Source organism: Stenotrophomonas sp. YJH_SMC_16, assembly GCF_059367875.1.
Genome location: NZ_JCAFRH010000006.1, coordinates 86,613 through 110,558, shown reverse-complemented (window position 1 = coordinate 110,558; position 23,946 = coordinate 86,613). Strand labels below are relative to the sequence as shown.

The 23,946-nt window shown below is 67.4% G+C and carries 24 protein-coding genes; 17 read left to right on the top strand and 7 right to left on the bottom strand.

The features are described from left to right. Positions 1-55: 55 nt before the first annotated feature. From AC5P6E_RS14660 to AC5P6E_RS14605, 12 genes are all read left to right on the top strand, one after another. A complete protein-coding gene (locus tag AC5P6E_RS14660) occupies positions 56-502 on the top strand; it encodes a GNAT family N-acetyltransferase (protein ID WP_049434583.1) in 447 nt (148 codons plus the stop codon). A gap of 194 nt (positions 503-696) precedes the next feature. Further along, positions 697-2,391 (top strand): malate dehydrogenase (quinone), encoded by a 1,695-nt coding sequence (gene mqo / locus AC5P6E_RS14655; RefSeq protein ID WP_428702562.1) that lies wholly within the window; start codon positions 697-699, stop codon positions 2,389-2,391. A 325-nt stretch (positions 2,392-2,716) separates the two neighbouring features. Further along, entirely contained in the window at positions 2,717-4,909 is a 2,193-nt protein-coding gene (locus AC5P6E_RS14650; RefSeq protein WP_483697608.1) for a TonB-dependent siderophore receptor, read from the top strand. A 190-nt stretch (positions 4,910-5,099) separates the two neighbouring features. Beyond that, complete coding sequence (gene mdcA, locus AC5P6E_RS14645; protein WP_483697606.1) at positions 5,100-6,743, top strand: malonate decarboxylase subunit alpha; 1,644 nt, start codon at positions 5,100-5,102, stop codon at positions 6,741-6,743. A 10-nt stretch (positions 6,744-6,753) separates the two neighbouring features. Then, on the top strand, positions 6,754-7,074 hold the full coding sequence (gene mdcC / locus AC5P6E_RS14640; RefSeq protein WP_010483411.1) for a malonate decarboxylase acyl carrier protein: 321 nt from the start codon (positions 6,754-6,756) through the stop codon (positions 7,072-7,074). Then, a complete protein-coding gene (locus tag AC5P6E_RS14635; RefSeq protein WP_329834527.1) occupies positions 7,071-7,979 on the top strand; it encodes a biotin-independent malonate decarboxylase subunit beta in 909 nt (302 codons plus the stop codon). Before mdcC ends, AC5P6E_RS14635 begins: the two co-directional genes overlap by 4 nt. Before the next feature lie 2 nt (positions 7,980-7,981). After that, complete coding sequence (gene mdcE / locus AC5P6E_RS14630) at positions 7,982-8,686, top strand: biotin-independent malonate decarboxylase subunit gamma (protein WP_049413545.1); 705 nt, start codon at positions 7,982-7,984, stop codon at positions 8,684-8,686. Beyond that, positions 8,679-9,320, top strand: a complete 642-nt coding sequence (gene mdcG, locus AC5P6E_RS14625) for a malonate decarboxylase holo-[acyl-carrier-protein] synthase (RefSeq protein ID WP_010483417.1) — start codon at positions 8,679-8,681, stop codon at positions 9,318-9,320. Before mdcE ends, mdcG begins: the two co-directional genes overlap by 8 nt. Further along, entirely contained in the window at positions 9,317-10,174 is an 858-nt protein-coding gene (mdcB, locus tag AC5P6E_RS14620; protein WP_279914274.1) for a triphosphoribosyl-dephospho-CoA synthase MdcB, read from the top strand. The genes mdcG and mdcB overlap by 4 nt, the downstream gene beginning before the upstream one ends. Further along, on the top strand, positions 10,171-11,091 hold the full coding sequence (gene mdcH, locus AC5P6E_RS14615) for a malonate decarboxylase subunit epsilon (RefSeq protein ID WP_049413516.1): 921 nt from the start codon (positions 10,171-10,173) through the stop codon (positions 11,089-11,091). Before mdcB ends, mdcH begins: the two co-directional genes overlap by 4 nt. 97 nt (positions 11,092-11,188) lie before the next feature. Then, positions 11,189-12,556, top strand: a complete 1,368-nt coding sequence (locus tag AC5P6E_RS14610; RefSeq protein ID WP_483697603.1) for an SLC13 family permease — start codon at positions 11,189-11,191, stop codon at positions 12,554-12,556. Between the two features lie 56 nt (positions 12,557-12,612). Continuing rightward, positions 12,613-13,332, top strand: a complete 720-nt coding sequence (locus tag AC5P6E_RS14605) for a GntR family transcriptional regulator (RefSeq protein WP_019336976.1) — start codon at positions 12,613-12,615, stop codon at positions 13,330-13,332. A gap of 110 nt (positions 13,333-13,442) precedes the next feature. Here the strand turns inward: AC5P6E_RS14605 and AC5P6E_RS14600 are convergent, their stop codons facing one another. Further along, entirely contained in the window at positions 13,443-13,775 is a 333-nt protein-coding gene (locus AC5P6E_RS14600) for a hypothetical protein (protein WP_329834531.1), read from the bottom strand. Between the two features lie 151 nt (positions 13,776-13,926). Here AC5P6E_RS14600 and AC5P6E_RS14595 point away from each other — a divergent pair, with 151 nt between their 5' ends. Next, complete coding sequence (locus AC5P6E_RS14595; RefSeq protein ID WP_049413510.1) at positions 13,927-14,874, top strand: nucleoside hydrolase; 948 nt, start codon at positions 13,927-13,929, stop codon at positions 14,872-14,874. A 4-nt stretch (positions 14,875-14,878) separates the two neighbouring features. Here the strand turns inward: AC5P6E_RS14595 and AC5P6E_RS14590 are convergent, their stop codons facing one another. The 6 genes from AC5P6E_RS14590 to AC5P6E_RS14565 form a co-directional block, all read right to left on the bottom strand. After that, on the bottom strand, positions 14,879-16,138 hold the full coding sequence (locus tag AC5P6E_RS14590; RefSeq protein WP_483697600.1) for an MFS transporter: 1,260 nt from the start codon (positions 16,136-16,138) through the stop codon (positions 14,879-14,881). Positions 16,139-16,216: 78 nt separating this feature from the next. Continuing rightward, positions 16,217-17,230, bottom strand: a complete 1,014-nt coding sequence (locus AC5P6E_RS14585; protein ID WP_430370965.1) for a hypothetical protein — start codon at positions 17,228-17,230, stop codon at positions 16,217-16,219. Positions 17,231-17,313: 83 nt separating this feature from the next. Then, a complete protein-coding gene (locus AC5P6E_RS14580; protein WP_430370963.1) occupies positions 17,314-18,627 on the bottom strand; it encodes a sensor histidine kinase in 1,314 nt (437 codons plus the stop codon). Then, a complete protein-coding gene (locus AC5P6E_RS14575; RefSeq protein WP_010483437.1) occupies positions 18,624-19,364 on the bottom strand; it encodes a response regulator in 741 nt (246 codons plus the stop codon). Before AC5P6E_RS14575 ends, AC5P6E_RS14580 begins: the two co-directional genes overlap by 4 nt. Before the next feature lie 57 nt (positions 19,365-19,421). Continuing rightward, complete coding sequence (locus tag AC5P6E_RS14570; protein WP_159359896.1) at positions 19,422-19,967, bottom strand: redoxin domain-containing protein; 546 nt, start codon at positions 19,965-19,967, stop codon at positions 19,422-19,424. Between the two features lie 3 nt (positions 19,968-19,970). Continuing rightward, positions 19,971-20,765, bottom strand: a complete 795-nt coding sequence (locus tag AC5P6E_RS14565) for an alpha/beta fold hydrolase (protein WP_010483441.1) — start codon at positions 20,763-20,765, stop codon at positions 19,971-19,973. A gap of 294 nt (positions 20,766-21,059) precedes the next feature. Here AC5P6E_RS14565 and AC5P6E_RS14560 point away from each other — a divergent pair, with 294 nt between their 5' ends. The 4 genes from AC5P6E_RS14560 (at position 21,060) to AC5P6E_RS14545 (ending at position 23,907) form a co-directional block, all read left to right on the top strand. Further along, entirely contained in the window at positions 21,060-21,704 is a 645-nt protein-coding gene (locus tag AC5P6E_RS14560) for an HvfX family Cu-binding RiPP maturation protein (RefSeq protein ID WP_010483443.1), read from the top strand. Positions 21,705-21,803: 99 nt separating this feature from the next. Further along, positions 21,804-22,280 carry an HvfA family oxazolone/thioamide-modified RiPP metallophore gene (locus tag AC5P6E_RS14555; RefSeq protein WP_010483445.1) on the top strand — a complete coding sequence of 159 codons (477 nt, stop codon included), beginning with the start codon at positions 21,804-21,806 and terminating at the stop codon, positions 22,278-22,280. 54 nt (positions 22,281-22,334) lie between these two features. Next, complete coding sequence (locus AC5P6E_RS14550; RefSeq protein ID WP_049413507.1) at positions 22,335-23,180, top strand: HvfB family MNIO-type RiPP peptide maturase; 846 nt, start codon at positions 22,335-22,337, stop codon at positions 23,178-23,180. After that, positions 23,173-23,907 carry an HvfC family RiPP maturation protein gene (locus AC5P6E_RS14545; RefSeq protein WP_049455587.1) on the top strand — a complete coding sequence of 245 codons (735 nt, stop codon included), beginning with the start codon at positions 23,173-23,175 and terminating at the stop codon, positions 23,905-23,907. The genes AC5P6E_RS14550 and AC5P6E_RS14545 overlap by 8 nt, the downstream gene beginning before the upstream one ends. Positions 23,908-23,946: the final 39 nt, after the last annotated feature.

Genomic DNA, 23,946 nt, shown 5'->3' with positions numbered 1-23,946 from the left:
CGGGTCCATGCGTGATGCGGATACTGGTCGGCCGATCACTGCAAGGATGCCCTGCATGCCTGTATTCGTCCGCGATGCGCGCCCCGAAGATGCCGCCGCCTGCATCGACCTGCGCGGGCGCACCCGCGAGAACGCCTTCAGTGCCACCCAGCTGGCGGAACTGGGCATCACCGAGGACAGCTGGGCGGCCGGCATCGCCCAAGGCGATTCGATCGGCCGCATCGCCTGGGAGGGCGAGCGCATGGCCGGTTACTGCTTCGCCGACCGCGACAGCGGCGAGGTGCTGGTGCTGGCCCTGCTGCCGGACTACGAAGGCCGCGGCATCGGCCGCCAGCTGCTGCAGGACGTGGTGAGCCTGACCCGCGATGCCGGTCACCAGCGGCTGTTCCTGGCCTGCTCGGCCGACCCGCGATCGCGCTCGCACGGCTTCTACCGCCGCCTGGGGTGGCGCCCGACCGGTGAGATCGACGACGCCGGAGACGAGATTCTGGAGCTGGTCTGATTGAAGGCGTCGCCAGGCAAGGCCTGGCGCTACCGGGTGAGGATGGTGCGAAGCGCCGGATGCTGCGTTGCATCAAAAAAGGACCCGATCCGGTTAGAATCGCACCTGGATGCTGCAAGGCGTTGTTTCTTCACGCCCTTTCCCTGCTTCATGCGCATCCTGACCTCCTCCCCTCCGCCAACGATCCCGCCCCCATGAAGAAATTTGGCAAGGCCCTGCTCGCCCTGCTCGTGCTGCTGTTGCTGGCCGCCGCGCTGTTCCTGTACTGGCCGCTGACCCAGCGCTCGGTGCCCGCCGCCAGCAACGACAAGCCCGTCGACGTTGTGCTGGTCGGCGCCGGCATCATGAGCATCACCCTGGCCACCTACCTGCAGGAACTGCAGCCGGACTGGAACATCCAGGTCTACGAACGCCTCGACGGCGTCGCCGGTGAAAGCTCCGATGGCTGGAACAACGCCGGCACCGGCCACTCGGCGTTCGCCGAACTGAACTACACCCCGGAACTGCCCGACGGCAGCATCGAGACCAAGCGCGCGGTCGGCATCGCCGAATCGTTCGAGGTCTCGCGCCAGTTCTGGTCGCACCAGGTCAAGCAAGGCCGGCTGAGCCAGCCCAGCGACTTCATCAACCCGACCCCGCACATGAGCTTCGTCTGGGGCGATGACAACATCGCCTACCTGCACAAGCGCCAGCAGGCCCTGGTGAAGAATCCGCTGTTCTACGGCATGCAGTACTCGGAAGATCCGGCGCAGATCAAGCAGTGGGCCCCGCTGCTGATGGAAGGCCGTGACCCGAAGCAGAAGGTTGCCGCGACCTGGATGCCGCTCGGCACCGACGTCAACTTCGGCGTGATCACCCGCCAGCTGACCACCGGCCTGCAGCGCAGCCCGAACTTCAACCTGCACCTCAACCATGAAGTGAGCGCGCTGCGGCAGAACGCCGACAAGAGCTGGAACGTGACGGTGAAGGACCTCAAGGCCGGCACCGAATCCACCACCCACGCCCGCTTCGTGTTCATCGGTGCCGGTGGCGCCGCGCTCAAGCTGCTGCAGATGTCCGGCATTCCGGAATCGAAGGACTACGCCGGCTTCCCGGTCGGTGGCCAGTTCCTCGCCTTCCAGGGCCAGGACGTGACCTCGCGCCATGGCGTGAAGGCCTACGGCATGGCCGAGACCGGTTCGCCGCCGATGTCGGTGCCGCACCTGGATGCGCGCAAGCTGGACGGCAAGCCGGTGGTGCTGTTCGGGCCGTTCGCGCTGTACAGCACCAAGTTCCTCAAGCACGGCTCGTGGTGGGACCTGTATTCCTCGGTCACCCACAACAACGTCGGCCCGATGCTGGAAGTGGGCAAGGACAACCTGGACCTGGTGCAGTACCTGATGGGCCAGGCACGCCTGAACGATGCCGACCGCCAGGCCGAGCTGGTCAAGTACTTCCCCAACGCCAAGCCGGGTGACTGGAAGCTGGTCACCGCCGGCCAGCGCGTGCAGATCATCAAGCGTGATCCGCTGAAGGGCCCGGTGCTGCAGTTCGGTACCGAGATCGTGACCGACAAGGACCACACCATCGCGGCCCTGCTCGGCGCCTCGCCGGGTGCGTCGACCTCGCCGCCGATCATGCTGGACCTGATGGCCAAGGCCTTCCCGGACCAGATGAAGGCCGGCTGGGAAACCCGCCTGCGCGAAATCGTGCCGTCGTACGGGCGCAAGCTCAACGACAGTGCCGCGCTGGTCAACGAGATCCGCACGCTGACCAGCCAGACCCTGCACCTTCCCTACCTGGAAGTGCCGGTGGATGCCAACGCGGCAGCACCTGCACCGGCCGCAATTCCGGCTCCGGCTCCGGTCAAGGAAAAGCGCAACGCCAACGAGGAACTGCAGGCGCTGTAAGCCCGCCGTTTCCTTTCGACGCACACGGACGGCCACCTTTGGGTGGCCGTTCGTTTTTGGGGCGGCTCCCTGCTGTAGAGCCGAGCCCATGCTCGGCTCCAGCAAAAAAGCAGCCGAGCATGGGCTCGGCTCTACAGAAGGCGATGCCTGGTGCCGGAAAGCCGATGCACGATGACGCGAATTGTAATGTTGTTAAGAATTATTTACATTTGCGTCCTACGCAGTGACTGCTCCCTCCCAGATGGACCTGATGTGCCCGAAGCCGCCGCCCCGGGTACTGGACGACTGCTGCCGCCCTTCCCCGCTTCCAAGCCTCGAGCCCACCATGTCCCTGACCCTGCGTAACCGCCTGCCCCGCCGCGCGCTGCTGCCGGCTGCCCTGCTTTCGTCGCTGTCCCTGCTGGCCGCGCCCAGCGCGTTCGCCGCCGCCGATGGCGCCGCCGATGCCAAGACCCTGGACCGGGTCAGCGTCCGTGCCGAGCAGTCCGCTCCGCCATCCAGCACCACCCGCCTGCCGATCACGCTGCAGGAAACCCCGCAGTCGGCCACGGCGATCAGCCTCAAGCGCCTGCAGGACGAATCGCTGTTCAGCATCAACGACGTGATGCGCAACGTCACCGGCGTCAGCGTGTCCTTCTATGACACCCAGCGCCCGCTGTACTACGCGCGTGGCTTTGCCATCACTGACTTCCAGGTCGATGGCATTCCCACCTACAGCGGCTCCACCAACCAGGAATACGACACCGCCTTCTACGACCGCATCGAAGTGATCCGCGGCGCCAACGGCCTGCTCAGCGGCGCCGGCGTGCCGTCGGCCACGGTCAACCTGCTGCGCAAGCGTCCGGGCAAGGAATTCGACGCATCGTTCTCGGTCAGTGCCGGCAGCTGGGACTATCGGCGCATGGAGGCGGACGTGACCGCGCCGCTGACCGATGACGGCCGTTTCCGCAGCCGCGTGGTCGCCGCCTATACCGATCGTGGCCTGTATTACGACCGTTACGACGAGAACAAGATGGCCGGCATGGCGGTGCTGGAAGGCGACGTCACCGACAGCACCACGATCACCCTCGGTTACCAGAGCCAGGACAACAACCCCACCGGTTCAACCTGGGGCACCGTGCCGTTCTTCGACAACCAGGGCAACTTCGCCCACCTGCCGCGTTCGACCAACCTGTCGCCGAAGTGGAGCTACTGGAAGCGCGAGAGCAACACCGCGTTCGCCAACCTGGAACAGCGCTTCGGTGACAACTGGCTGCTGAAGATCAACACCGCCTACACCCGTGGCAACGTGCAGAACGTGCGCCTGTACGGCACCGGCAACCCGGACCCGGTGACCGGCTCGGGCATCTTCCTGCGTGCCGCCGCCGGTGATTCCAAGGACACCCGCCGCAATGTCGATGCCTACCTGTCCGGCAGCTTCGACCTGTTCGGCCGCGAGCACGACCTCACCGTTGGCGCACAGTGGTCGGACCTGGAAGGCACCACTAACACGCTTGCACTGAACTTCCCGAACGACTGGGCACGCTGCGGCGGCGAGCGCTGCTACTACATTCCCAACGTGTACAACTGGAACGGCGACATCTCCGAGGTGACCTACCGCCGTACCGGCGCGCGCCGCGTGGCCAGGACCACGCAGAGTGGCGTCTATCTGGCCACCCGTCTGCGCCTGGCCGATCCGCTGTCGCTGATTGCAGGCGCGCGCCTGAGCCGCTGGGAAACCCTCAGCCGCTCGTACAACGCCGCAGGTGCCTACACCGGCACCAGCGGCGCCTACAAGGTGAGCGATGAAGTTACTCCCTACGTGGGCCTGGTCTACGACATCACCCCGAACGTGTCGGCCTATGCCAGCTACACCGAGATCTTCAACCCGCAGAACTTCAAGGACCGCAACGAGAACCTGCTGGCACCGGTGCAGGGTTCGAACCTGGAAGCAGGTATCAAGACCCAGTGGCTGGATGGCCGCCTGACCGCCAATGCCGCCGTGTTCGAGGCCAAGCAGGACAACTACGCGGTGCGCGACATGGGCGTGCCGGAAGGTTCGCTCAGCGATGGCACCTCCGCCTACGTCGGCGTCAACGGCACCAAGGCGCGCGGCTGGGAGATGGACGTCAACGGCGAGATCCTGCCGGGCTGGACGGTCAATGCCGGCTACACCCACGTCAAGGTCACCCGAGCGGCTACCGACCTGCTGTACGCCAATCCGCCGAAGGATCTGTTGCAGCTCAACACCCAGCTGCAGCTGCGCGGCGCGCTGGAACGCCTGAGCGTTGGCGGCGGCCTGCAGTGGCAGAGCAAGGTGCAGGGCTACAACATCGCCTACCCGCTGGGCGGCACGGTCACGGTGAACCAGCCGGCCTACATGCTGGTGCAGTTCAATGCCAACTACCGCATCAGCGACAGCTGGACCGCAACGCTGAGCGTGCGCAACGCACTGGACAAGACCTACTGGGCGAATCTGGACTACAACAACTACGGCGAACCGCGCTTCGTGTCGGCCAGCCTGCGCTGGAAGTTCTGAGCCACCCGCGAACCGGTGGGTGCCTGGTGGGTGCCGACCGTTGGTCGGCACGCCCTCCGCCACGACCCACCGTCGTGGCCTACCTGAATGGGCCCGCCTTCGTGCGGGCCCTTCTTTTTGCTGCACTGCAGGTTGCACCCCTCTTCATAATTATGCCGTAATTACATCGACACCAATCGGAAGCCGGTCGATGAACCCGAGCTGGGATACGTTGGAACGCAGCCGCCAGGCCCGCCTGGAACGTGCCGCGCCGTGGGCCCGGGGACGCGAGGTCGCCGCCACCGATGTGGGCGAGCTGCTGCACGCACTGCTGGAGCCAGGCGACAAGGTCTGCCTGGAGGGCAACAACCAGAAGCAGGCCGACTTCCTCGCCCAGGCCCTGGCCGACCTCGACCCGGCACGGGTGCATGACCTGCACATGGTGCAGTCGGTGTTGTCCCTGCCCTCGCACCTGGATGTATTCGAGCGTGGTATCGCTTCGAAACTGGACTTCTCGTTCTCCGGCCCGCAGTCGGTGCGGCTGGCCAACCTGGTGGCTGAAGGGCGCATCCAGATCGGTGCCATCCACACCTACCTGGAACTGTTCGGCCGCTACTTCATCGACCTGACCCCGCGCGTGGCCCTGGTCGCCGCGCAGGCCGCAGACCGCCACGGCAACCTCTACACCGGCCCGAACACCGAAGACACGCCGGTGATCGTCGAAGCCACCGCCTTCGGTGGCGGCATCGTCATTGCCCAGGTCAACGAAATCGTCGACACCCTCCCCCGCGTCGACATTCCCGCTGACTGGGTCAACTTCGTGGTGCAGGCACCGAAGCCGAACCATATCGAACCGCTGTTCACCCGCGACCCGGCGCAGATCTCCGAGATCCAGGTGTTGATGGCGATGATGGCCATCAAGGGCATCTACGCCGAGTACGGCGTCAACCGCCTCAACCATGGCATCGGCTTCGATACGGCGGCCATCGAACTGCTGCTCCCCACCTACGCCGAATCGCTCGGCCTGAAGGAAAAGATCTGCCAGCACTGGGCACTGAACCCGCATCCGGCGCTGATTCCGGCCATTGAATCGGGCTTCGTGAAGTCGGTGCACTCATTCGGTTCGGAACTGGGCATGGAGAAATACATCGCGGCGCGAGGCGATGTGTTCTTCACCGGCGCCGATGGCTCGATGCGTTCCAACCGCGCGTTCTCGCAGACCGCCGGCCTGTATGCCTGCGACATGTTCATCGGTTCCACACTGCAGATAGACCTGCAGGGCAACAGCTCCACCGCCACCCGCGACCGCATCGCCGGGTTTGGCGGTGCACCGAACATGGGCTCGGATGCGCGCGGTCGTCGCCACGCCAGCGATGCCTGGATCAAGGCCGGGCAGCAGGCCGCGCGCCCGGGCGAGATGCCGCGCGGGCGCAAGCTGGTGGTGCAGATGGTGGAGACCTTCCGCGAGCACATGGCGCCGGCCTTCGTCGAACGCCTCGATGCGTGGGAACTGGCCGAACACGCGGACATGCCACTGCCGCCGGTGATGATCTACGGCGACGATGTCAGCCATGTACTGACCGAGGAAGGCATCGCCAACCTGCTGCTGTGCCGCACGCCGGAGGAGCGCGAACAGGCGATCCGTGGCGTGGCCGGCTATACCGCCGTGGGCATGGGCCGCGACCGCGCGATGGTGGAGAACCTGCGCGACCGCGGCGTGATCCGCCGTCCCGATGACCTGGGCATCTCCGTGCGCGATGCCAGCCGTGACCTGCTGGCGGCGCGTTCGGTGAAGGACCTGGTGCGCTGGTCCGGCGGACTGTACGACCCGCCCAAGCGCTTCCGCAACTGGTAAGGGGCTGAGCATGGAAACCCTCGACTATCGATTCGAAGGACACACTGCGGTGCAGTTTCCGCGCGATGCGGTGCTGGTCGGCGTACTGGCCTCGGGCAACCTGGAAATCCTGCTGGAGCCGGCGGCGCAGGACGGCGCGATGACGGTGCGCATCATCACCGCCGCACAGGGCTTCGGCAACGTGTGGCAAGCGGTGATCAGCGACTTCGCAGAGCGTCATCCGCTGCGCGATGTACGCATCTCGATCAACGATGCGGGTGCAACTCCGGCGGTGGTCAGCCTGCGACTGGACCAGGCCGTGGAAACCCTGCTGGCCGGAGGCACGCCATGAGCCACGTGCAACGCCACAGCTATTACGAAGCCGATGCACGCGAACGCATCGCCGGCCTGGTCGATGCCGGTTCGTTCCGCGAATTCCTCGGCCCCGCACGGCGCGTGATGAGCCCGCACCTGGCCCAGCTCGACCAGCCGGCTGCCTTCGACGATGGCATCGTGGTCGGCGAAGCCATGCTGCAGGGCAAGCGCGTGCTGCTGGCCGCACAACAGGGTGAATTCATCGGCGGCGGCGTGGGCGAGGTGCACGGCGCCAAGCTGACCGGGCTGCTGCGCCGTGCGGCGTCAACCCGCCCTGACGGGGTGCTGCTCCTGCTCGACACCGGCGGCGTGCGCCTGCACGAAGCCAATGCAGGGCTCATCGCCATTTCCGAGATCATGCGCGCCACTCTGGACGCGCGTGCAGCGGGCGTGCCGGTGATCGCCCTGATCGGCAGCGGCAATGGTGCGTTCGGCGGCATGGGCATCGTCGCCCGCTGCTGCAGCACGGTCATCATGTCCGAGGAAGGCCGGCTGTCGCTGTCCGGCCCGGAAGTGATCGAGACGGTACGCGGCGTGGAAGAGTTCGATTCGCGCGACCGTGCGCTGGTCTGGCGCGTGACCGGCGGCAAGCACCGCTACCTGATCGACCAGGCGCAGGTGCTGGTACCCGACGCCATCGAAGCCTTCGCACAGGCCGCAAGCGATGCGCTGCAGCCCGATGCCGCCAGCACCGATACCGGTGCGGCGTTAGCCGCGCTGCAGGAACGCCATGCGGCATTGAAAGCCCGCGTGCAGGCCTGGAGCGATTGCCGCGATGGCCTGGAGATCTGGGCGCGGCTGGGCATTCCCCACCCCGAACGCCTGCCACTGCTCGACACCGATGAATTCCTCATCGCCACCGCCGACCGGAGCCTGCCATGAGCATGCAACTGCAGAGCCTGCTCGATGCCCTGTTCCCGCAGGGGCATGCCATTGCGGTGAACGATTCGGTGCTGACCGGCAGCGCTACCACCGAGGACGGCGAGGTGACCGTGATCGGTACCGCCGACAAACTCGAAGTCGGCGTGGACCACGCACTGGCACTGGCCGGGATGGTGCTGGCCAGCACCCGCGCACATCCTCAGCGGCCGATCGTGATGCTGGTGGATACCGCCGGCCAGCGCCTGGCGCGGCGCGACGAACTGCTTGGCATCAATGGTTACTTTGCGCATCTCGCGCAGACGCTCGATCTGGCACGCCGCCGTGGTGCGCAACTGGTCACGCTGGTCTACGGTGAATCCGTCAGTGGCGGCTTCCTCTCATTCGGTCTGATGGCCGACCACATCCACGCCCTGCCCGATGCACAGGTGCGGGTGATGGACCTGCGCGCGATGGCACGGGTGACCAAGCAGCCGCTGGAGAAGCTGCAGTCGCTCAGCCAGACCTCACCGGTGTTCGCGCCGGGCGTGGAAAACTACGTAGCGATGGGTGCGGTGGACTCGATCTGGAACGGCAACCTGGCCGCCCACCTGCTGCAGGCACTGCGCACGCCCGCCGATGGCGACCGCCGCGCCGTGCGCGGAGCCGAACGTGGCGGGCGCATGCTGGCCGCACGCGTGGCTGCTGCCGTGAGCCAGGGCGATGCCTGAGCGGCTGCCCCGCCATACGCTGGTCTGGCTGTCAGCGCACGCCGGCTGGCAGGCGGACATTGCCGCGCATGAGTCGCGCTTGGCCGATTGGTTTGCGCAGGGCCGGCCGGCCATCGTCGCGCGACGTGCCGCCGATGATGCGGACCCCCGCCTGCGTCTGGGCGTGCCGCTACCGCCCGTCGAGGGCAAACTGCGCCTGGCCCTGCGCGTACCAGCACACGATGTGCTGCGCACCGCGCCGCCGCCGACACTTCAGACGGTGCTGGAAGGCGACGTTCCACAGGACTGGCAGCGGCCCCTTGAAGTGCTGCAGAACATCGCTGGGGCGCGCGTAATCGGTGCCTTCGCGTGGCAGCACCTCACTGGCCTGCGCTATGTGCACGCGCGCTCGGACGTCGATCTGCTGTGGCCGATCGACACCACCGCGCAGGCCGATGCCCTGGCTGCACGGCTACAGGCATGGGAAGCCGAACACGACCGGCGGGTCGATGGCGAGCTGTGCCTGGGCGGCGACGCCGCCGTGAACTGGCGCGAGTACGCCGGACGCAGCCGCGAGGTACTGGTCAAGCGCCTCGATGGTGCCGCACTGGAACCACGCGAGGCATTGTTCGCCTCCGCCGGGGTGAGCGCATGAACGCCGTCGTGCAACCGGCGGTCAGGCCGGCAGCTGCCGTGGACACCGCGCGTCTGGGGCGCCTCGCCGTCGCCAGCCTGCATGCGGAGCTGGCGCTGGCGCCCAAGCCCGGACTGGTCACACCCTTCGACACCGGCAGCCATCACGACATGGACGCCGGCACGTTCCTGCGCAGCCTGTTCGCGCTGCGCCACTATTTCACCGCCGTGGCATACCTCGGTGCAGCCGGGGCGGACTTCGACGCCTTGCGCCGGTGTGGCATCGCCGCCGAAACCGCGATGCTGCGCGCGACCGCCGGCATCAATACCCACCGTGGCGCGGTCTTCAGTCTCGGCCTGCTGGTGGCGGCCGCCGCGGCCTGTCGCTCCCACCTGGGCCATGCCGCCACGGGTGAGCAGGTCTGCCAGGAAGTGCGCCGTTGGGCTGCCGAGCTCGCCGGCGCACCTCTGGATGCGAACAGCCCTGGCCAGCGCGCGCGCGCGCGGCACGGCGTGCAAGGTGTGCGCGAACAAGCGGCCACCGGCTACCCGCTGCTGCGCGACGTGGCACTGCCTACCCTGCGCCACGCACTGGCCAGCGGCCTGCCACGCGAGGCCGCGATGTGCCAGACCCTGATGCAGCTGATCGCGTGCGTGGATGACCTCAACCTGCTGCACCGTGGCGGCGCCGACGGCCTGCGCTGGGCCCAGCGGCAGGCGCGCCGTTTTCTGCAGGGCGGCGGTACCTTCGTACCCGGCTGGCAGGCACGCCTGCACGGCATCGGTGAGCGCTTCGTCGCACGCCGCCTGAGCCCTGGTGGCAGTGCTGATCTGCTTGCCTGCAGCTGGTTCCTGCTGCAGCAGGAGGGCGTATGAGCCTTGCCCTGCTCTGCCCCGGGCAAGGCGCGCAGCACGCCGCGATGTTCGAGCACGTGCGCGATCTGCCTGCCGCGCGCAACGTCCTGGAGGCTGCCAGCGCAGTGCTTGGACGCGATGTGTTCGCGGCGGCCGCTGACGAATCGCGCTTCGGCAATGCACTCGCGCAGCCCCTGCTGTGTGCAGCCAGCCTCGCGCACTGGCAGGGACTTCGCGAAGCGGTGCAAGCACCGGTGCTGGTGGCCGGCTACAGCATCGGTGAACTGGCCGCGCATGCGATCGCCGGCAGCGTTGATGCCGCCACCTGCCTGGCTCTCGCCGCTCGGCGCGCGCGGTTGATGGACAGCGCCAGCCCCGCCGATGCAGGTCTGCAGGCGGTGCTTGGCCTGGAACGCCACGTACTGCAGCCGCTGTGCGATCTGCACGGTGCGTACGTGGCCATCGCCAACGGGCACGACCATTTCATCGTGGGCGGCACGCACGCGTCGCTGCAGGGCCTGGCCGATGCAGCGCGTGCACGCGGTGCAGGCATCCGGCCGCTGCCGGTGCACGTTCCGGCGCACACACCGCTGCTGGCAGCGGCGGTCGCACCGTTCGCTGCGGCCCTCGATGCCTCCGCGCTACAGGCCCCGCGCCTGCCGCTGCTGGCCGGCATCGATGCGCGTCCGGTGCGGGATCGCACAACGGCGGTCCACACGCTGTCGTTGCAGCTGGCGCAGACCATCGAGTGGGCGCAGGTGATGCGCCAGGCCTACGAGCGCGGTGCGCGGGTGTTCCTGCAGCTGGGCCCGGGCAATGCCTTGGCCCGCATGGTCGCGTCCGATTATCCGTGCTGCGAGGTGCGCGCGGTGGAGGAATTCCAGAGCCTCGACGGCGCGGCGGGCTGGGTCCGCAACGCGCTGGAGCGGCTGCAGTAACGGGTTCGAGCAGTACGCAACACGCAGTACGTCGCCTTACCCCGGGATGGCGGGTCTCCATCCGCGCTGTACGTGAGTCACGTGTCTGGGAGGGCGCATGAGTCCACAAATCGCAACGATCATCGGTCTGGTGATCATGTTCTTCGTCGCCACGGCGATGCCGATCAACATGGGCGCCGTCGCCTTCGCGCTGGCCTTCATCATCGGTGGGCTGTGGGTCGACATGGGCGGCAAGGAGGTCCTGGCCGGCTTTCCCGGCGATCTGTTCCTGACCCTGGTCGGCATCACCTACCTGTTCGCCATCGCGCAGAAGAACGGTACCATCGACCTGCTGGTGCACTGGGCGGTGAAAGCGGTACGCGGCCATATCGTGGCCATTCCGTGGGTGATGTTCGTCATCACCGCGGTCCTCACCGCCTTCGGCGCACTCGGCCCCGCCGCGGTGGCGATCATCGGGCCGGTCGCGCTGCGCTTTGCCAAGCAATACAACATCAACCCGCTGATGATGGGCCTGCTGGTCATCCACGGTGCGCAGGCCGGCGGCTTCTCGCCCATCAGCGTGTACGGCAGCATCACCAACGGCGTGGTGCAGAAGGCCGGGCTGGAAGTGACCGAGATGGCGGTGTTCCTGACCAGCCTGGGCTTCAACTTCATGATGGCCACGATCTGCTTCTTCGCTTTCGGTGGCGTCGCCCTGCTGCGGCGTGGCTCGATCACCGCAGCAGGAACGATCGGCACTGCCGAACTGGCGATGGCCGGCGGCCCGCAGGCGTCGTCGCGCCAGTTCGCGATCGAAGGCCATGGCGCGCTGGTCGCAGCAGGCGGCGGCACGCTCAGCAATGATCCGGCGGCACTGGACGCGGTGGGCCTGACCCGCGAGCGGTTGTTCACCCTGATCGGCCTGCTCGGCCTGGGCGTGGCCGCGTTGATCTACAACCTCAACGTCGGCCTGGTCTCGATCACCGTGGCGGTGGCGCTGGCGCTGTTGTCGCCACAAAGCCAGAAGGGTGCGGTCGATGGCATCAGCTGGTCCACCGTGCTGCTGATCTGCGGCGTGGTGACCTACATCGGCGTGCTGGAACATGCCGGCGCGGTGGACTTCATCGGCAACGGCGTGTCCGACATAGGCATTCCGCTGCTGGGCGCGCTGCTGGTCTGCTACGTCGGCGGCATCGTCTCCGCATTCGCTTCCTCGGCGGCGGTACTGGGCGCCACGATTCCGCTGGCGGTGCCGTTTCTGATGCAGGGCCACCTCAGCGCCGCCGGCGTGATCTGCGCGCTGGCGGTGTCGTCCACCATCGTCGATGTCAGCCCGTTCTCCACCAATGGCGCACTGGTGGTGGCCTCGGCCGCGAAGGAAGAGCGCGAGACCCTGTTCCGCCGCTTCCTGGTGTACAGCGGTCTGGTGGTCGCGCTGGGGCCGCTGCTGGCCTGGCTGGTGTTCGTGGTGCCCGGCTGGATGTAACCGTCGAACGGTCGTGCCGGCCACTGGTCGGCACGACCTGGCGTTACACTCTGCGCATGGCTATTGCCCCTGCCCCGCGGTCACCGAAGAAGCGCGCACCTCTGTACGAAGAGGTGGCCGAACACGTGCGCGAACGCATCTATGACTATCGCCTGCCGCCGGGCGAGTGGATCGACGAGCCCGCGCTGTGCGAAGAACTGGGCATCAGCCGCACACCGCTGCGCGAGGCGCTGAAGCTGCTGGCCGCTGAAGGCCTGGTGCAGATCGATGCGGGTCGTGGCAGCAGGGTCACGCGACTGACGCTGGAAGACCTCAACCAGCTGTTTCCGGTGATGGCTATGCTGGAAGGCCGCTGCGCGCACGAGGCGGTGAAGCACATCGACGATGCCGGTGTGCAGCAGCTGGAAGACCTGCATGCAGCAATGGAGACGGCAGCGGCCGAAGGCAACATCGCCGAGTACTACCGCAACAACTACCTCATTCACGAGACCGTGCAACATTACGCCGGCAACCCGTGGCTGATCCGGATCACCCACGACCTGCACCGCATCCTGAAGATGCACCGTGGCCGCCAGCTGCTGACTCCGGGCCGTACCGCGCAGTCGCTGGCCGAGCACCGCGAACTGATGGAGTGTTTCCGCAGGCGCGATGCCGCCGCCGCCGAACGCACCATGGAGCGCCACCTGCTCAGCCAGGGCCAGGCGCTGGCCGCCTATGTCGCGGCAGGCGGGTTGTTGAATGTGCCGGCGCCGCTGCCGACCGAAGGCGGCGGCTGAGCAGGCCGTCGTCGCATTTGTGGAGTCGAGCCATGCTCGACTGCTGTTCAATCAGGCACCGCGGCGTTGGAGCGAAGTGCAGTCGAGCAAGGCTCGACTCTACAGAGACCTCAATCGCTGCAGCTGCCACCACCACCGTCACTGCTGCCGCCGTCGCTTCCACAGTCGGAGCTGCTGTGGTTGTGCTGGCTGTAGTTGTCGCCGGAATACCCGCCCGAGTAATCGTAGGCACCGCCGAGACCGTTGTCCCCCCGGCTTCCCGAGCCATCGGCCGTGGCCACCGCCATGCACAGGATTGCGCCCACCAGCGGCAGCAGCCAGATCAGCAGCAACTGCGCCGTCCGGCCGCCCGCCGACAGGCCATCACGCTTGACGATCACCACGGTAGCCACCACGTTCAGGCCCAGCACCAGCAGGACCAGCAGAAGGGCAACGATCAGCATGCGGCGACTCCGTGCCTGGACTGGGGGCATTATGGCCCGCCGCGCCGGCATTGGCCCTGCCTGTCATGAAGATGGGACAATGTAGGGCGCGCCGGCCTGTCTCCGGGCCGCCGGCGCCCCCCGCACCACACGGAAGAAGAAGAACAACAACATGCTGAAAGTCATTTTCGATACCGACCCGGGCGTCGACGACGCCCTGGCCCTGCTGTACCTGCACAAGCACGCCCAGATCGACCTGATCGGCGTCACCACCACCTTCGGCAATGCCTCGGTGGAGTCGACCACGCACAATGCGCTGTACCTGAAGCAGGCCTGGGGCTTTGCCGCCCCGGTCGCGCGCGGTGCCGGTGGCCCGCTGCAGCCGGAAGCCACCCCGGAAGCCTGGCCGGTGCACATCCACGGCCACAACGGCCTGGGCAACCACCCGGTGCCGGCCGAACTGGACGTGACCGCCGACGCGCGCCCCGCCCACCAGCTGATCATCGACCTGGTCCGCGCCCATCCGGGCGAGGTGACCCTGGTCGCCGTGGGCCGCATGACCAACCTGGCCCTGGCCCTGCAGCAGGCACCGGACATCGCCGGCCTGGTGCGCGGCGTGGTGCTGATGGGCGGCGCCTTCCACGTCAACGGCAACATCACCCCGGCCGCCGAGGCCAACATCTGGGGCGATGCCGAAGCAGCCGATGTGGTGTTCACCACCGATTGGCCGGTCACCGCGATCGGCCTGGACGTGACCACCCGCGTGGAAATGGACCGTGACGGCCTGGATAAACTGGCCGCACTCGGCGGCGCCGACGCCGAGCTGGTCCGTGCACTGTCGCAGGACTACGTGGACTTCTACCTGCAGGCCGGCCACAAGGGCATGGTCGTGCACGACTGCTGCGCCTGCATTGCCCTGACCCGTCCGGAGCTGTTCCAGTTCGAGCGTGCCAGCGTGCGCGTGGCCACCGACGGCGTTGCCCGTGGCATGACCATTCCGAAGCCGGAAGGCATGGGCTTCGGCCCCAGCGTGTGGGATGGCCACGTGCTGCAGTCCGTCGCCATCGGCGTGGATGCGGCCGCGGTACTGGCCGACATCGAGCAGACCCTGAAGGTCTGATCGGCTAGCGTCTGGCCCTGCCTGGGACGGTCTCGGGCAGGGTCCACAGCACCGGAAGCACCAGCACTGCCACCAGCGCGATCATCGCGCCCGGTGCCGCCGCCCAGCCGCTGCGTTCCACCCACCATTGCGCCAGCCAAGGCGTCGCGCCGCCGAACACCGCGGTGGCCATGGTCACACCCAGTGCCAACCCGCTGACCCGGCCTTCGCCCGGGAACTGCTCGGCCGTGGCCGGGGCCGCGACCGCACTGACACCACCGGCCACGCAGGCCAGCAGCACGGCGGCCAGCGCGATGCCCAGCGCCGTCGCCTGCGCCATCCACGCGAACAGGGACAGCGGCAGCAGCGCTGCCAGCACGGTCAGGCCCAGCAGCACCGGCCGTCGTCCGACGCGGTCGGACAATGCGCCGCACAGTGGCGTGATCGCGATCACCGCCACTGCCGCAATCGTCGACAGCCACAGCGCATCGGCTTCGTCATGACCCTGCGCATGCAGGAACGACGGCACGTAGGTGATGCCCACGTAGTAGGTGATCGAGCCCAGCGCCGAGATCGCGAAGGTGCGCGCCACTGCTGCGGGATGGTTGCGGAGCACATGCCGCAGCGGCGTGGCGGGAATGCTGCCCTCGCGCTGCTGGCGCTCGAACTCAGGCGATTCACGCATGCCCGACCGCGCAACCAGGATCACCAGTGCCAGCGCGGCACCGAAGAAGAACGGAATGCGCCAGCCCCAGCTGTCCAGCTGCGCGATGGGCAGCAGCGCGACCGTGAGCGCGGAAATCGCCACCGCCAGCAGCGCCCCCACTTCGCTGGCTGCCGACGCCAGCGAGGTCACCAGGCCTCGTCGCCGCACGGGTGCGCTTTCCAGCAGGTAGGCCACCACGCCGGTGTATTCGCCGCCCACCGAAAACGCCATCACGCAGCGCAGTACCAGCAGCAGCACGCCCGCCGTGGTGCCTGCGGTGGCCGCGGTTGGCAGCAGCGCAGTGGCCAGCATTGCCGCCGCAATCAACGCCATCGAAGCCAGCAGCATCCAGCGCCGGCCCAGGCGGTCGCCCAGGTGGCCGAAGCACAGCGCGCCCAGTGGACGCATCAGGTAGGACACCGCGAAGCCGGCAAGCGTGACGAGCAGCGCCTGCTCGCCACCACCGAAGAACACCCGCGACAACACCGTGGCGAAGTACAGGTACAGGGTGAAGTCGTACCACTCCACCACCGTGGACAGGCCGGCCACCCACATCGAGCGCTGCCGCGCCGCGGTCATTGCTTGTTCGCCTTCAACAGCCTCGTTCCCGTGGGTGCAGGTTCCTGGCAGGGTGTCACGACCCGGGTGAAATGCCGGTCATCGGCCATCCATCGGCTGCATGTACTGCGTCTCGTGCCCGGTGAAGCGCTCACCATCAAAGCCAAAGCAGAACCGCCCTTCCTCGAACGCGCGATAGACAAGCAACGCGCCATCCAGGCAGAACTGCTGCCGGTCTACGCCCGTTTCCAGGGTTCCGTAGCGGATGGCGTCTCCGCCCTTCTCCGCTGGCCCGGTGAAGGCATCGATCGGCAATGGCGTGGCGCGTCCGGTGCGGGTGTCGACCAGCACCACCGAGCGCTGGAAGAACCCGGGGCGATCATCGACCTGCACCAGCAGGTAGTGCTGGTTGAAGTTGGGCTTTTCGTTCCTGAGGGCTTCCTCGATGCGCGCCACGTGCTGCGCATCGCAGAAATCGATCGGGCTGTAGCGATAGCTGCATCCGTCGTGGTCGTAGGGCAGGTTCATGCCGGAATAGCTCACGCCTGCCTGGTCGCCCAGGTCGTCTCCCGGTTCCGGCGTGCTGCACAGCAGCCACGAGCGCTGTGCATCCTCGGGATCGGCCATCAATTTCGGCTCGCGTCCCGCCTCGTAGGCCGCACCGCCCGGGAAATCCTGCCCGAACTGATGGCGGACAATCGAGCGTGCCCTCTCCAGCGGCAGGCCGATCTTCGCACCACGGAATGAAACGAACGTCATCGTCGGAAGGATCACCTCCTCCACCGGCAATCCTTTCCATTGCCCCCGCACGCAGAACGTGGCGATCTCGTTTTCCTCATCCACCTTGCAGGGTGTCGACGCGTTCTCGGCCAGCCAGGGATGGGCCGGACGCCCAGTCTGATGATCGATGTACCAGCCGTCCAGCGCGCAGGTCGGCAAGGCATCGAGGAGCGGAGAGAGGTCTGTTGCCGTGGCCGGGGCGGCAAGCGATGTGCCCGCTGCGGGTGTCCCGGTCAGCGCATCCGGTGTGCGCTGACATGCGGCCAGCACGAGTAGACCGACCAGCAGCGCGACGTGGCGCGCACGCTGGATTGAATGCTGCGTTCCCTGCATTGCGTGTTTCCTGGTTTCGACACCCGCTAGATGATCGCCGATCCCGAGGCCATGCAGGTGCTTGGATGCATTGACCCCGCCAGTTACCCCGGCAGCTGCAATTCGGCCCGCAGGCCACCGCCCTCACGGTTGTGCAGCCGCAGCGAGCCGCCCAGCGACTGCGCCAGCTGCACGGCGATGGCCAGACCCAGCCCGGTGCCGCCGGTATCGCGGTTGCGTGAGCTTTCCAGCCGATGGAACGGTGCCAGCACCGCCTGCAGCTGGTCCTCCGGGATGCCGGGGCCGCGGTCGGACACGCTGATCCACGGCCGGCCTGCTGCATCGCGCCCCGCCTCGATCTCGGCACTACCGGCGTAGCGCAACGCGTTGTCGACCAGGTTGCCGACCACCCGCCGCAGCGGCTGCGGCCAGGTCTGCACGGTCAGGCCTGTGGGTGCGCCACCACGGACCGCCTTGCCCATGTCTTCATAGTCGCCCACCACGCTGGCCAGGAACGCGCCAAGATCCATCGCCACTGGCGCGCCACTGGCCACGTGGCTGCTGCGCGCGTAGGCCACGCCTTCGCGCACCAGTTGCCCCAGGTGGTCCAGGTCATCCAGCAGGCGCTGCTGGGTGGCATCTTCGGGCAGGGTTTCCACGCGCAGCTTCATGCGCGTGATCGGCGTCTGCAGATCGTGCGAGATGGCCGCCAGAATCTGCAGCCGCTCGCTGACATGGCCACGGATCCGCGCCTGCAGTGCATTGAGCGCGGCTGCGGCCATGCCCACTTCGGCGGGGCCGTCTTCGGGCAGCATCGGTGCGTCCTTGCCAGGCTGCAGTTGCTCGACGGCGTGCGAGAGCTGCCGCAGCGGGCGCAATGCCAGCCGCACCGCCAGCCAGGCGCATACCAGCAGCAGGGCCAGCTGCACCAGCAGCACGGCCGGCAGCCAGCGCGCCAGGGGCAGGCCCGACGGTGTGACTTCGATGGTCAACGGTGAACCGTCGTGCAGGCGCAGCTCCACTTCAAAACGTTCCGGCAGCCGTGCCACCTGCCGCGCCTGCAGCGGATAGCGGTGTTCCAGACTGTCATCGATGATGGCGGTGACCTGGCGCGCACGATCGGTTTCCAACGCCGGGCCGGCCTGTGCCGGGCGCAACAGGTAACGGTACGTGCGCCGCTCCAACCGCGGCACCCAGGCCTGGCGCTGGTCGGCCGGCAGGTGTTCCAGCAGGGCCACGCTCACTGCTGCATCCTCGTCCAGGTTGCGCAGCATCATGCTGCGGGTGGACTGGTAGCGTTCGTAGAACAACAGGCCGAAGGACAGCGCATGGGCCAGGATCAAACCGCCCAGCAGCACCAGCAGCAGGCGCGCCGACAGCGTGCGCGGCCACGGCAGGCGGCGCGCGCGGGCGTTCATTCCTCCGGCCCCAGCAGCTGCACCGGCACGCTGAACACGTAGCCTTCGCTGCGCACGGTCTTGATGTAGGTGGGCTCACGCGCGTCATCGCCCAGGCGCTGGCGCACGCGGCTGACCAGGAGATCGATGGAACGATCGAACAGTTCTGCATCACGGCCCTGGGTAAGGCTGAGCAGCTGGTCGCGGCTGAGCACACGGTTGGCGTGGTCGAGAAACACGCGCAGCAGTCGGAATTCCGCACCGCTGAGCGGATAGGCGGTGTCCTGCGCATCCAGCAGATGGCGGGCAGTGGTATCCAAGCGCCAGTCGCCGAAGGCCAACTGGCGGCCGGCTTCACTCACCTGCAGGTTCGGCGGCAGCATCTGCGTGCGCCGGATCACCGCATTGATGCGCGCCAGCAGTTCGCGTGAGGAGAACGGCTTGGTCACGTAGTCATCGGCGCCCATTTCAAGGCCGATGATGCGGTCGGTTTCGTCGTCGCGGGCGGTCAGCAGCACCACCGGCACCGCGCGATGCTTGCCGGCACGCAGGTTGCGGCACAGGCTCAACCCGTCCTCGCCGGGCATCATCACGTCCAGCACTACCAGGTCCACCGCGTGGGTGTCCATCAGCGCGCGCATCGCACGGCCGCCATCGGCCTGGCTGACGCGCAGGCCGTTGCGCTGCAGGTAGTCGGCCAGCATCTGGCGGATCTCGCTGTCATCGTCGACGACAAGGATGTGCGGTACGTGGTTCATTGCGTTCTCGATGAAGACGGAGGTCAAGGCCGCGCGGCGCGGCCATGGTAGCGCGGCTCAGGGGCTGGCCAGCAGGCGCTGGATCTCGCTCTCGGTACGTGCGTAGTCGCCCTCACCGTAGTGGCGGTAGACCACCCTGCCCTGCCGGTCGACCAGGTAAAGCGCCGGCCAGAAGCGGTTGCCCCAGGCGTTCCAGATCCGGTACTGGTTGTCCTGCACCACCGGCCAGGTGATATCCAGCCGCGCGATGGCCTTGCGCACATTGCCGGGCAGGCCTTCGTAGGCGAACTCCGGAGTATGCACGCCGATCACCTGCAGGCCCTGCCGCGCGTAACGTGCATGCCACTGGTGCACATGCGGTGCCACGGTGAGGCAGTTGCTGCAGGCGTAGGTCCAGAACTCGACCAGCACCACCTGCCCACGCAGTTGATTCAACGCGAGCGGTGGGCTGTTGTGCCAGGGCCCGCCGCCATCGAACCCGACAGCAGGAGCGGCCTGCGCCGGATGCGCACCGGCCTCCGGGCTGGGCCAGGCCATCAGCAGCGCAGCCCCACCCAGCAGGCCCAGCAGCAACGGCAGTACATACACACGCAGCGCGCCCATCGTTCAGCCTCCCTGCTCGGCCAGCGGCAGTTCGGCCGGCTTCACGCCTGCGGCTTCCAGAATGCTGTCAGCCACCTGAGCCGGGTGCGAGAGCAGCGACACATGGCTGCTGCCGATCGATTGCAGCTGCGCGCCAATGCGCTTTGCGGTGGCCGCCTGCAGTTGCGGCGACAACATGCGGTCGTCACGGCTGAGCACGTACCAGCTCGGCTTGCTGCGCCACGCGGCCACAGTGACGGACTCACCCAGCGCGCTGGCCTTCAATGGCACCTGCGTGCTGTACAACAGTGCAGCGGTCTTCTTCATCACATCCGGTGCGAAGTCCTGGGCGATGGCGTCGGCTGGCAGGGTCAGGTAGCCGTCCTTCTCCTGCAGGCGCGTCAGGCCCGGGCCGACCGGATAGCCCTCGCCCTGCTGTGCCGATGACTGCCCGGCATCCGGTGCGAATGCGGCCACGTACACCAGCGCCTGCACCTTGGGATCGTTGCCCGCTTCGGTGATGACCGTGCCGCCCCAGCTGTGGCCGACCAGCACGACCTTGCCCGGTGCGGCGGCAATCGCGCGACGGGTGGCGGCCACATCGTCGGCCAGCGAGGTGAGCGGGTTCTGCACGGCCACCGCAGGCAGTTTCCAGTCATGCAGGGTGGTGATGACCTTGTTCCAGCTGGAGCCATCGGCGAAGGCACCGTGGACCAGGATGACGGTGGGCGCGGCGCCGGCATCGGCCTCGGCGGCGAATGCCGGCGTCGCGACGCCGGCAAGGGCGAGGGCAGCGGCGAGCAGGGTGGTGCGGATCATGGGTGGCACTCCGGTGTTGGGAGTGTCCATTTCCGCCTGGGGGTGTATCGGCGCTGTTTCGCTGCGAGGCAGAGTTGTACCGGACTGTAGGGCGGCGGCGGATTTCTACAGTTGGATACATTCGGCCGCTGGGCATGGCCCGGCGAACGCCCGACGCGGCGTCTTTGTATCTGACTGTACGAACCCCCTGACACAGCCACAGTCGCTGACAAAACCCCGGGCAACAGCACACGTTGCCGATACCTGCGTGGCTCGGAATGGCCTCCATCGACCACTGGCCCGCAGGACACTCCCATGATCAGCTCCGCTTCTTCCGTGTATACACCCCGCCTGGACGCCGTCGGCCGCTGGCTCTCGCCATTGGCGCTGCGCGCCCTGCTGGCCTGGGAGTTCTTTGAATCGGGCCGCGAGAAGCTGGGCGGACAGAACTGGTTCGCCGACCTGGAAGGGCGTTTCCCGTTCCCGTTCTCCACCCTGCCTGCGTCACTCAACTGGCAGCTGGCCACCTGGCTGGAACTGGTGGGCGCGGTGATGCTGCTGCTGGGCCTGGCCACGCGCTCGGTGGCCTACATCTTCTGGGTGCTGACCCTTGTTGCCATCGCTGCCGTGCACTGGCCGGACCAATGGAACAGCCTGGGTGAGCTGTGGCAGGGCTACGCAATCACCGACCAGGGCTACGGCAACTTCAAGCTGCCGCTGCTGTTCCTGGCCATGCTGCTGCCGCTGATCCTCAACGGCGGCGGTGCACTCAGCCTGGACCGCCTGCTGGCCGGCCCGCAGCGCGCCGCGGCGGGCAACGACGGCCTCGGCTGGGGCGTGAGCCTGATCGCCCTGCTGCTGCCGGTCGCCGCGCTGCTGCCCGGTATCGGTTTCGGTGGCGCACTACTCGGCGGCGCCCTGCTGCTGGGTTACCGACTGCGCCGTCGCCGCAACGCCTGATCCGCTTAACCCCTTCCCGCGCTTCTTCCCTTCGTTTCCGTCGCCTTCAAGCGGCGTCCATCCCGCACGCCCTGCGTGCCCATCCAAGGAGTCATCACCATGTCCGTCTCGACCAAGAACACCGCTGCTTCCCGTCTGCCGCGCATCGGCGCCATCGGCATCGCCCTGGCCGGTGGCCTGCTGCTGGCCGGCCAGGCGGCCGCGATCCAGCCACTGGCCATCGGTGCCGTGGCCATGAGCGCCGCCGCCGAAGGCAAGTGCGGTGAAGGCAAGTGCGGCGCCAACAAGGCCGCCACTGGCAAGCCTGCCGCCAAGGCCAAGGTGGCCGAAGGCCAGTGTGGCGAAGGCAAGTGCGGCGACGCTTCGTTTGCCCGCACCGACCGTGACCACGACGGCCGGGTCTCGCGTGCCGAGTTCAACGCCGTGGCGGCCAAGCGCGCCGCTGAATTCGACCGCATCGACACCGACCACGACGGCTACATCAGCGAACAGGAGGCGCACGACTACCTGCGCAGTGTCTACACCGCCAACGGCAAACCGATGCCGAAGGGCCTGTTCTCCCGCGTCAACGACTGATCGTCCCCCCGGCGCCGCCGCCACGGCGGCGCCACTGCCCTGGAGTACCGTCGCATGCGCTTGCCCCTGCCTTCCGCCAGTGCCGGTCTCGGCCTGCGCCGTGGCCTGATCGATGAACTGCTGGCGATGCCGGCCGATGCCATCGACTTCCTCGAAGTGTCGCCGGACAACTGGATCGGAGTTGGCGGTGCCCACGGCGCCGCGCTGCGCCAGCTGAGTGAGCGCCACCGCCTGACCTGCCACGGCCTGTCGCTGTCGCTGGGAGGGCCGGACCCGCTGGACCGCACCCTGCTGACGCAGACCCGCGCGTTCCTCGACCTGCACCAGGTGCAGCTGTACAGCGAACACCTGAGCTACTGCGCCGCCGGCGGCCATGTCTATGACCTGCTGCCGCTGCCGTTCACCACCGAGGCCGTGCATCACGTTGCCGGTCGCATCCGCCAGGTGCAGGACACACTGGGCCGGCGCATCGCCGTGGAGAACATCTCCTACTACGCCGTGCCAGGCGCGGACATGAGCGAGATCGACTTCATCACTGCAGTGCTGGCCGAGGCCGACTGCGACCTGCTGCTGGACGTCAACAATGTCTTCGTCAACGCCTGCAACAACGGCTACGACGCCTTCGATTTCCTGGCACGCGTGCCGGCGCATCGCGTCGCCTCGCTGCACGTGGCCGGCCACTTCGACGAAGACGATGGCTTCAAGATCGACACCCACGGCGCGCCGGTGAAGGGCGTGGTCTGGGCGCTGCTGGGTGAGGCCTATGCGCGTGTCGGCGTGCGCCCCACCCTGCTGGAGCGCGATTTCAACTTCCCGCCTTTGGCCGAGCTGCTGGCCGAGGTGGAGCAGATCCGCCACGCACAGGCCGATGTGCTGCTGCCCGAGGTGGCCCATGGCTGAGCCGCTGGCCACCCTGCAGCAGCGCTGGGCCGACCATGTACGCGACCCATCGATGCCCGCGCCTGAGGGCATCGATGCACGGCGGATGGCGGTCTACCGCCGCCTCTGCATCGACAGCCTGGACAGCCTGCTGGCAGGCAGCCTGCCGCGCCTGCAGGCGCAACTGGGTGATGCCTGCTGGCGCGACACCGTGGAGCACTACTACGCGCGGCATGCCTGCCATACCCCGTTGTTCCCGCAGATCGCCGGCGAATTCGCCGCGTGGCTGGGCGTGCAGGCAGACCTCGCGCTGCCGGGCTGGGTGGCGGAACTGGCGCATTACGAAAGCACGCAGCAGGCACTGCACATTGAAGCGCGGCACACCGGCCAGCAGCCGTTGCATGCGCCACAGGCAGGCAGCGTGCTGGCGCTGTCTCCACTGGTGCGGGTGCTGGGCTACCAGTGGCCTGTGCATGAGGACGCCGGCCAGAACGGTGCGCCTACCACGATGCCGACGTTGCTGCTGCTGCGACGCCTGGGTGACTTCAGCCTGCAGGTGCAGGAACTTTCACCGCTGGCATATGCGCTGCTGTCGGCGTTCGGCGATGACGGCGCCCGTGCGGAAGACGCGCTGCAGGTACTGGCCGATCTGCATGGCGTGGCCGCCGACGAACTACGCACAGCCTGCATTCCGCTGCTGGGCGACCTGTGCGCGGCCGGCGTGCTGGTTGTGCCGAACGACTGTTGAAGGCGCCGGCCAGCGGCCGGCACTCCCCATTCCTTGGCC

Bases quoted from the DNA above. Each gene is read 5' to 3' on its own strand.
- AC5P6E_RS14590 (WP_483697600.1), bottom strand. From the start codon at position 16,138: ATGACCGCGGCGCGGCAGCGCTCGATGTGGGTGGCCGGCCTGTCCACG.
- mdcG (WP_010483417.1), top strand. From the start codon at position 8,679: ATGCCTGAGCGGCTGCCCCGCCATACGCTGGTCTGGCTGTCAGCGCAC.
- AC5P6E_RS14650 (WP_483697608.1), top strand. From the start codon at position 2,717: ATGTCCCTGACCCTGCGTAACCGCCTGCCCCGCCGCGCGCTGCTGCCG.
- AC5P6E_RS14600 (WP_329834531.1), bottom strand. From the start codon at position 13,775: ATGCTGATCGTTGCCCTTCTGCTGGTCCTGCTGGTGCTGGGCCTGAAC.
- mdcA (WP_483697606.1), top strand. From the start codon at position 5,100: ATGAACCCGAGCTGGGATACGTTGGAACGCAGCCGCCAGGCCCGCCTG.
- mdcB (WP_279914274.1), top strand. From the start codon at position 9,317: ATGAACGCCGTCGTGCAACCGGCGGTCAGGCCGGCAGCTGCCGTGGAC.
- AC5P6E_RS14585 (WP_430370965.1), bottom strand. From the start codon at position 17,230: ATGCAGGGAACGCAGCATTCAATCCAGCGTGCGCGCCACGTCGCGCTG.
- mdcC (WP_010483411.1), top strand. From the start codon at position 6,754: ATGGAAACCCTCGACTATCGATTCGAAGGACACACTGCGGTGCAGTTT.
- AC5P6E_RS14550 (WP_049413507.1), top strand. From the start codon at position 22,335: ATGCGCTTGCCCCTGCCTTCCGCCAGTGCCGGTCTCGGCCTGCGCCGT.
- AC5P6E_RS14555 (WP_010483445.1), top strand. From the start codon at position 21,804: ATGTCCGTCTCGACCAAGAACACCGCTGCTTCCCGTCTGCCGCGCATC.
- AC5P6E_RS14545 (WP_049455587.1), top strand. From the start codon at position 23,173: ATGGCTGAGCCGCTGGCCACCCTGCAGCAGCGCTGGGCCGACCATGTA.
- AC5P6E_RS14635 (WP_329834527.1), top strand. From the start codon at position 7,071: ATGAGCCACGTGCAACGCCACAGCTATTACGAAGCCGATGCACGCGAA.
- AC5P6E_RS14605 (WP_019336976.1), top strand. From the start codon at position 12,613: ATGGCTATTGCCCCTGCCCCGCGGTCACCGAAGAAGCGCGCACCTCTG.
- AC5P6E_RS14610 (WP_483697603.1), top strand. From the start codon at position 11,189: ATGAGTCCACAAATCGCAACGATCATCGGTCTGGTGATCATGTTCTTC.
- AC5P6E_RS14570 (WP_159359896.1), bottom strand. From the start codon at position 19,967: ATGGGCGCGCTGCGTGTGTATGTACTGCCGTTGCTGCTGGGCCTGCTG.
- AC5P6E_RS14560 (WP_010483443.1), top strand. From the start codon at position 21,060: ATGATCAGCTCCGCTTCTTCCGTGTATACACCCCGCCTGGACGCCGTC.
- AC5P6E_RS14575 (WP_010483437.1), bottom strand. From the start codon at position 19,364: ATGAACCACGTACCGCACATCCTTGTCGTCGACGATGACAGCGAGATC.
- AC5P6E_RS14580 (WP_430370963.1), bottom strand. From the start codon at position 18,627: ATGAACGCCCGCGCGCGCCGCCTGCCGTGGCCGCGCACGCTGTCGGCG.
- mqo (WP_428702562.1), top strand. From the start codon at position 697: ATGAAGAAATTTGGCAAGGCCCTGCTCGCCCTGCTCGTGCTGCTGTTG.
- AC5P6E_RS14660 (WP_049434583.1), top strand. From the start codon at position 56: ATGCCTGTATTCGTCCGCGATGCGCGCCCCGAAGATGCCGCCGCCTGC.
- mdcH (WP_049413516.1), top strand. From the start codon at position 10,171: ATGAGCCTTGCCCTGCTCTGCCCCGGGCAAGGCGCGCAGCACGCCGCG.
- AC5P6E_RS14565 (WP_010483441.1), bottom strand. From the start codon at position 20,765: ATGATCCGCACCACCCTGCTCGCCGCTGCCCTCGCCCTTGCCGGCGTC.
- mdcE (WP_049413545.1), top strand. From the start codon at position 7,982: ATGCAACTGCAGAGCCTGCTCGATGCCCTGTTCCCGCAGGGGCATGCC.
- AC5P6E_RS14595 (WP_049413510.1), top strand. From the start codon at position 13,927: ATGCTGAAAGTCATTTTCGATACCGACCCGGGCGTCGACGACGCCCTG.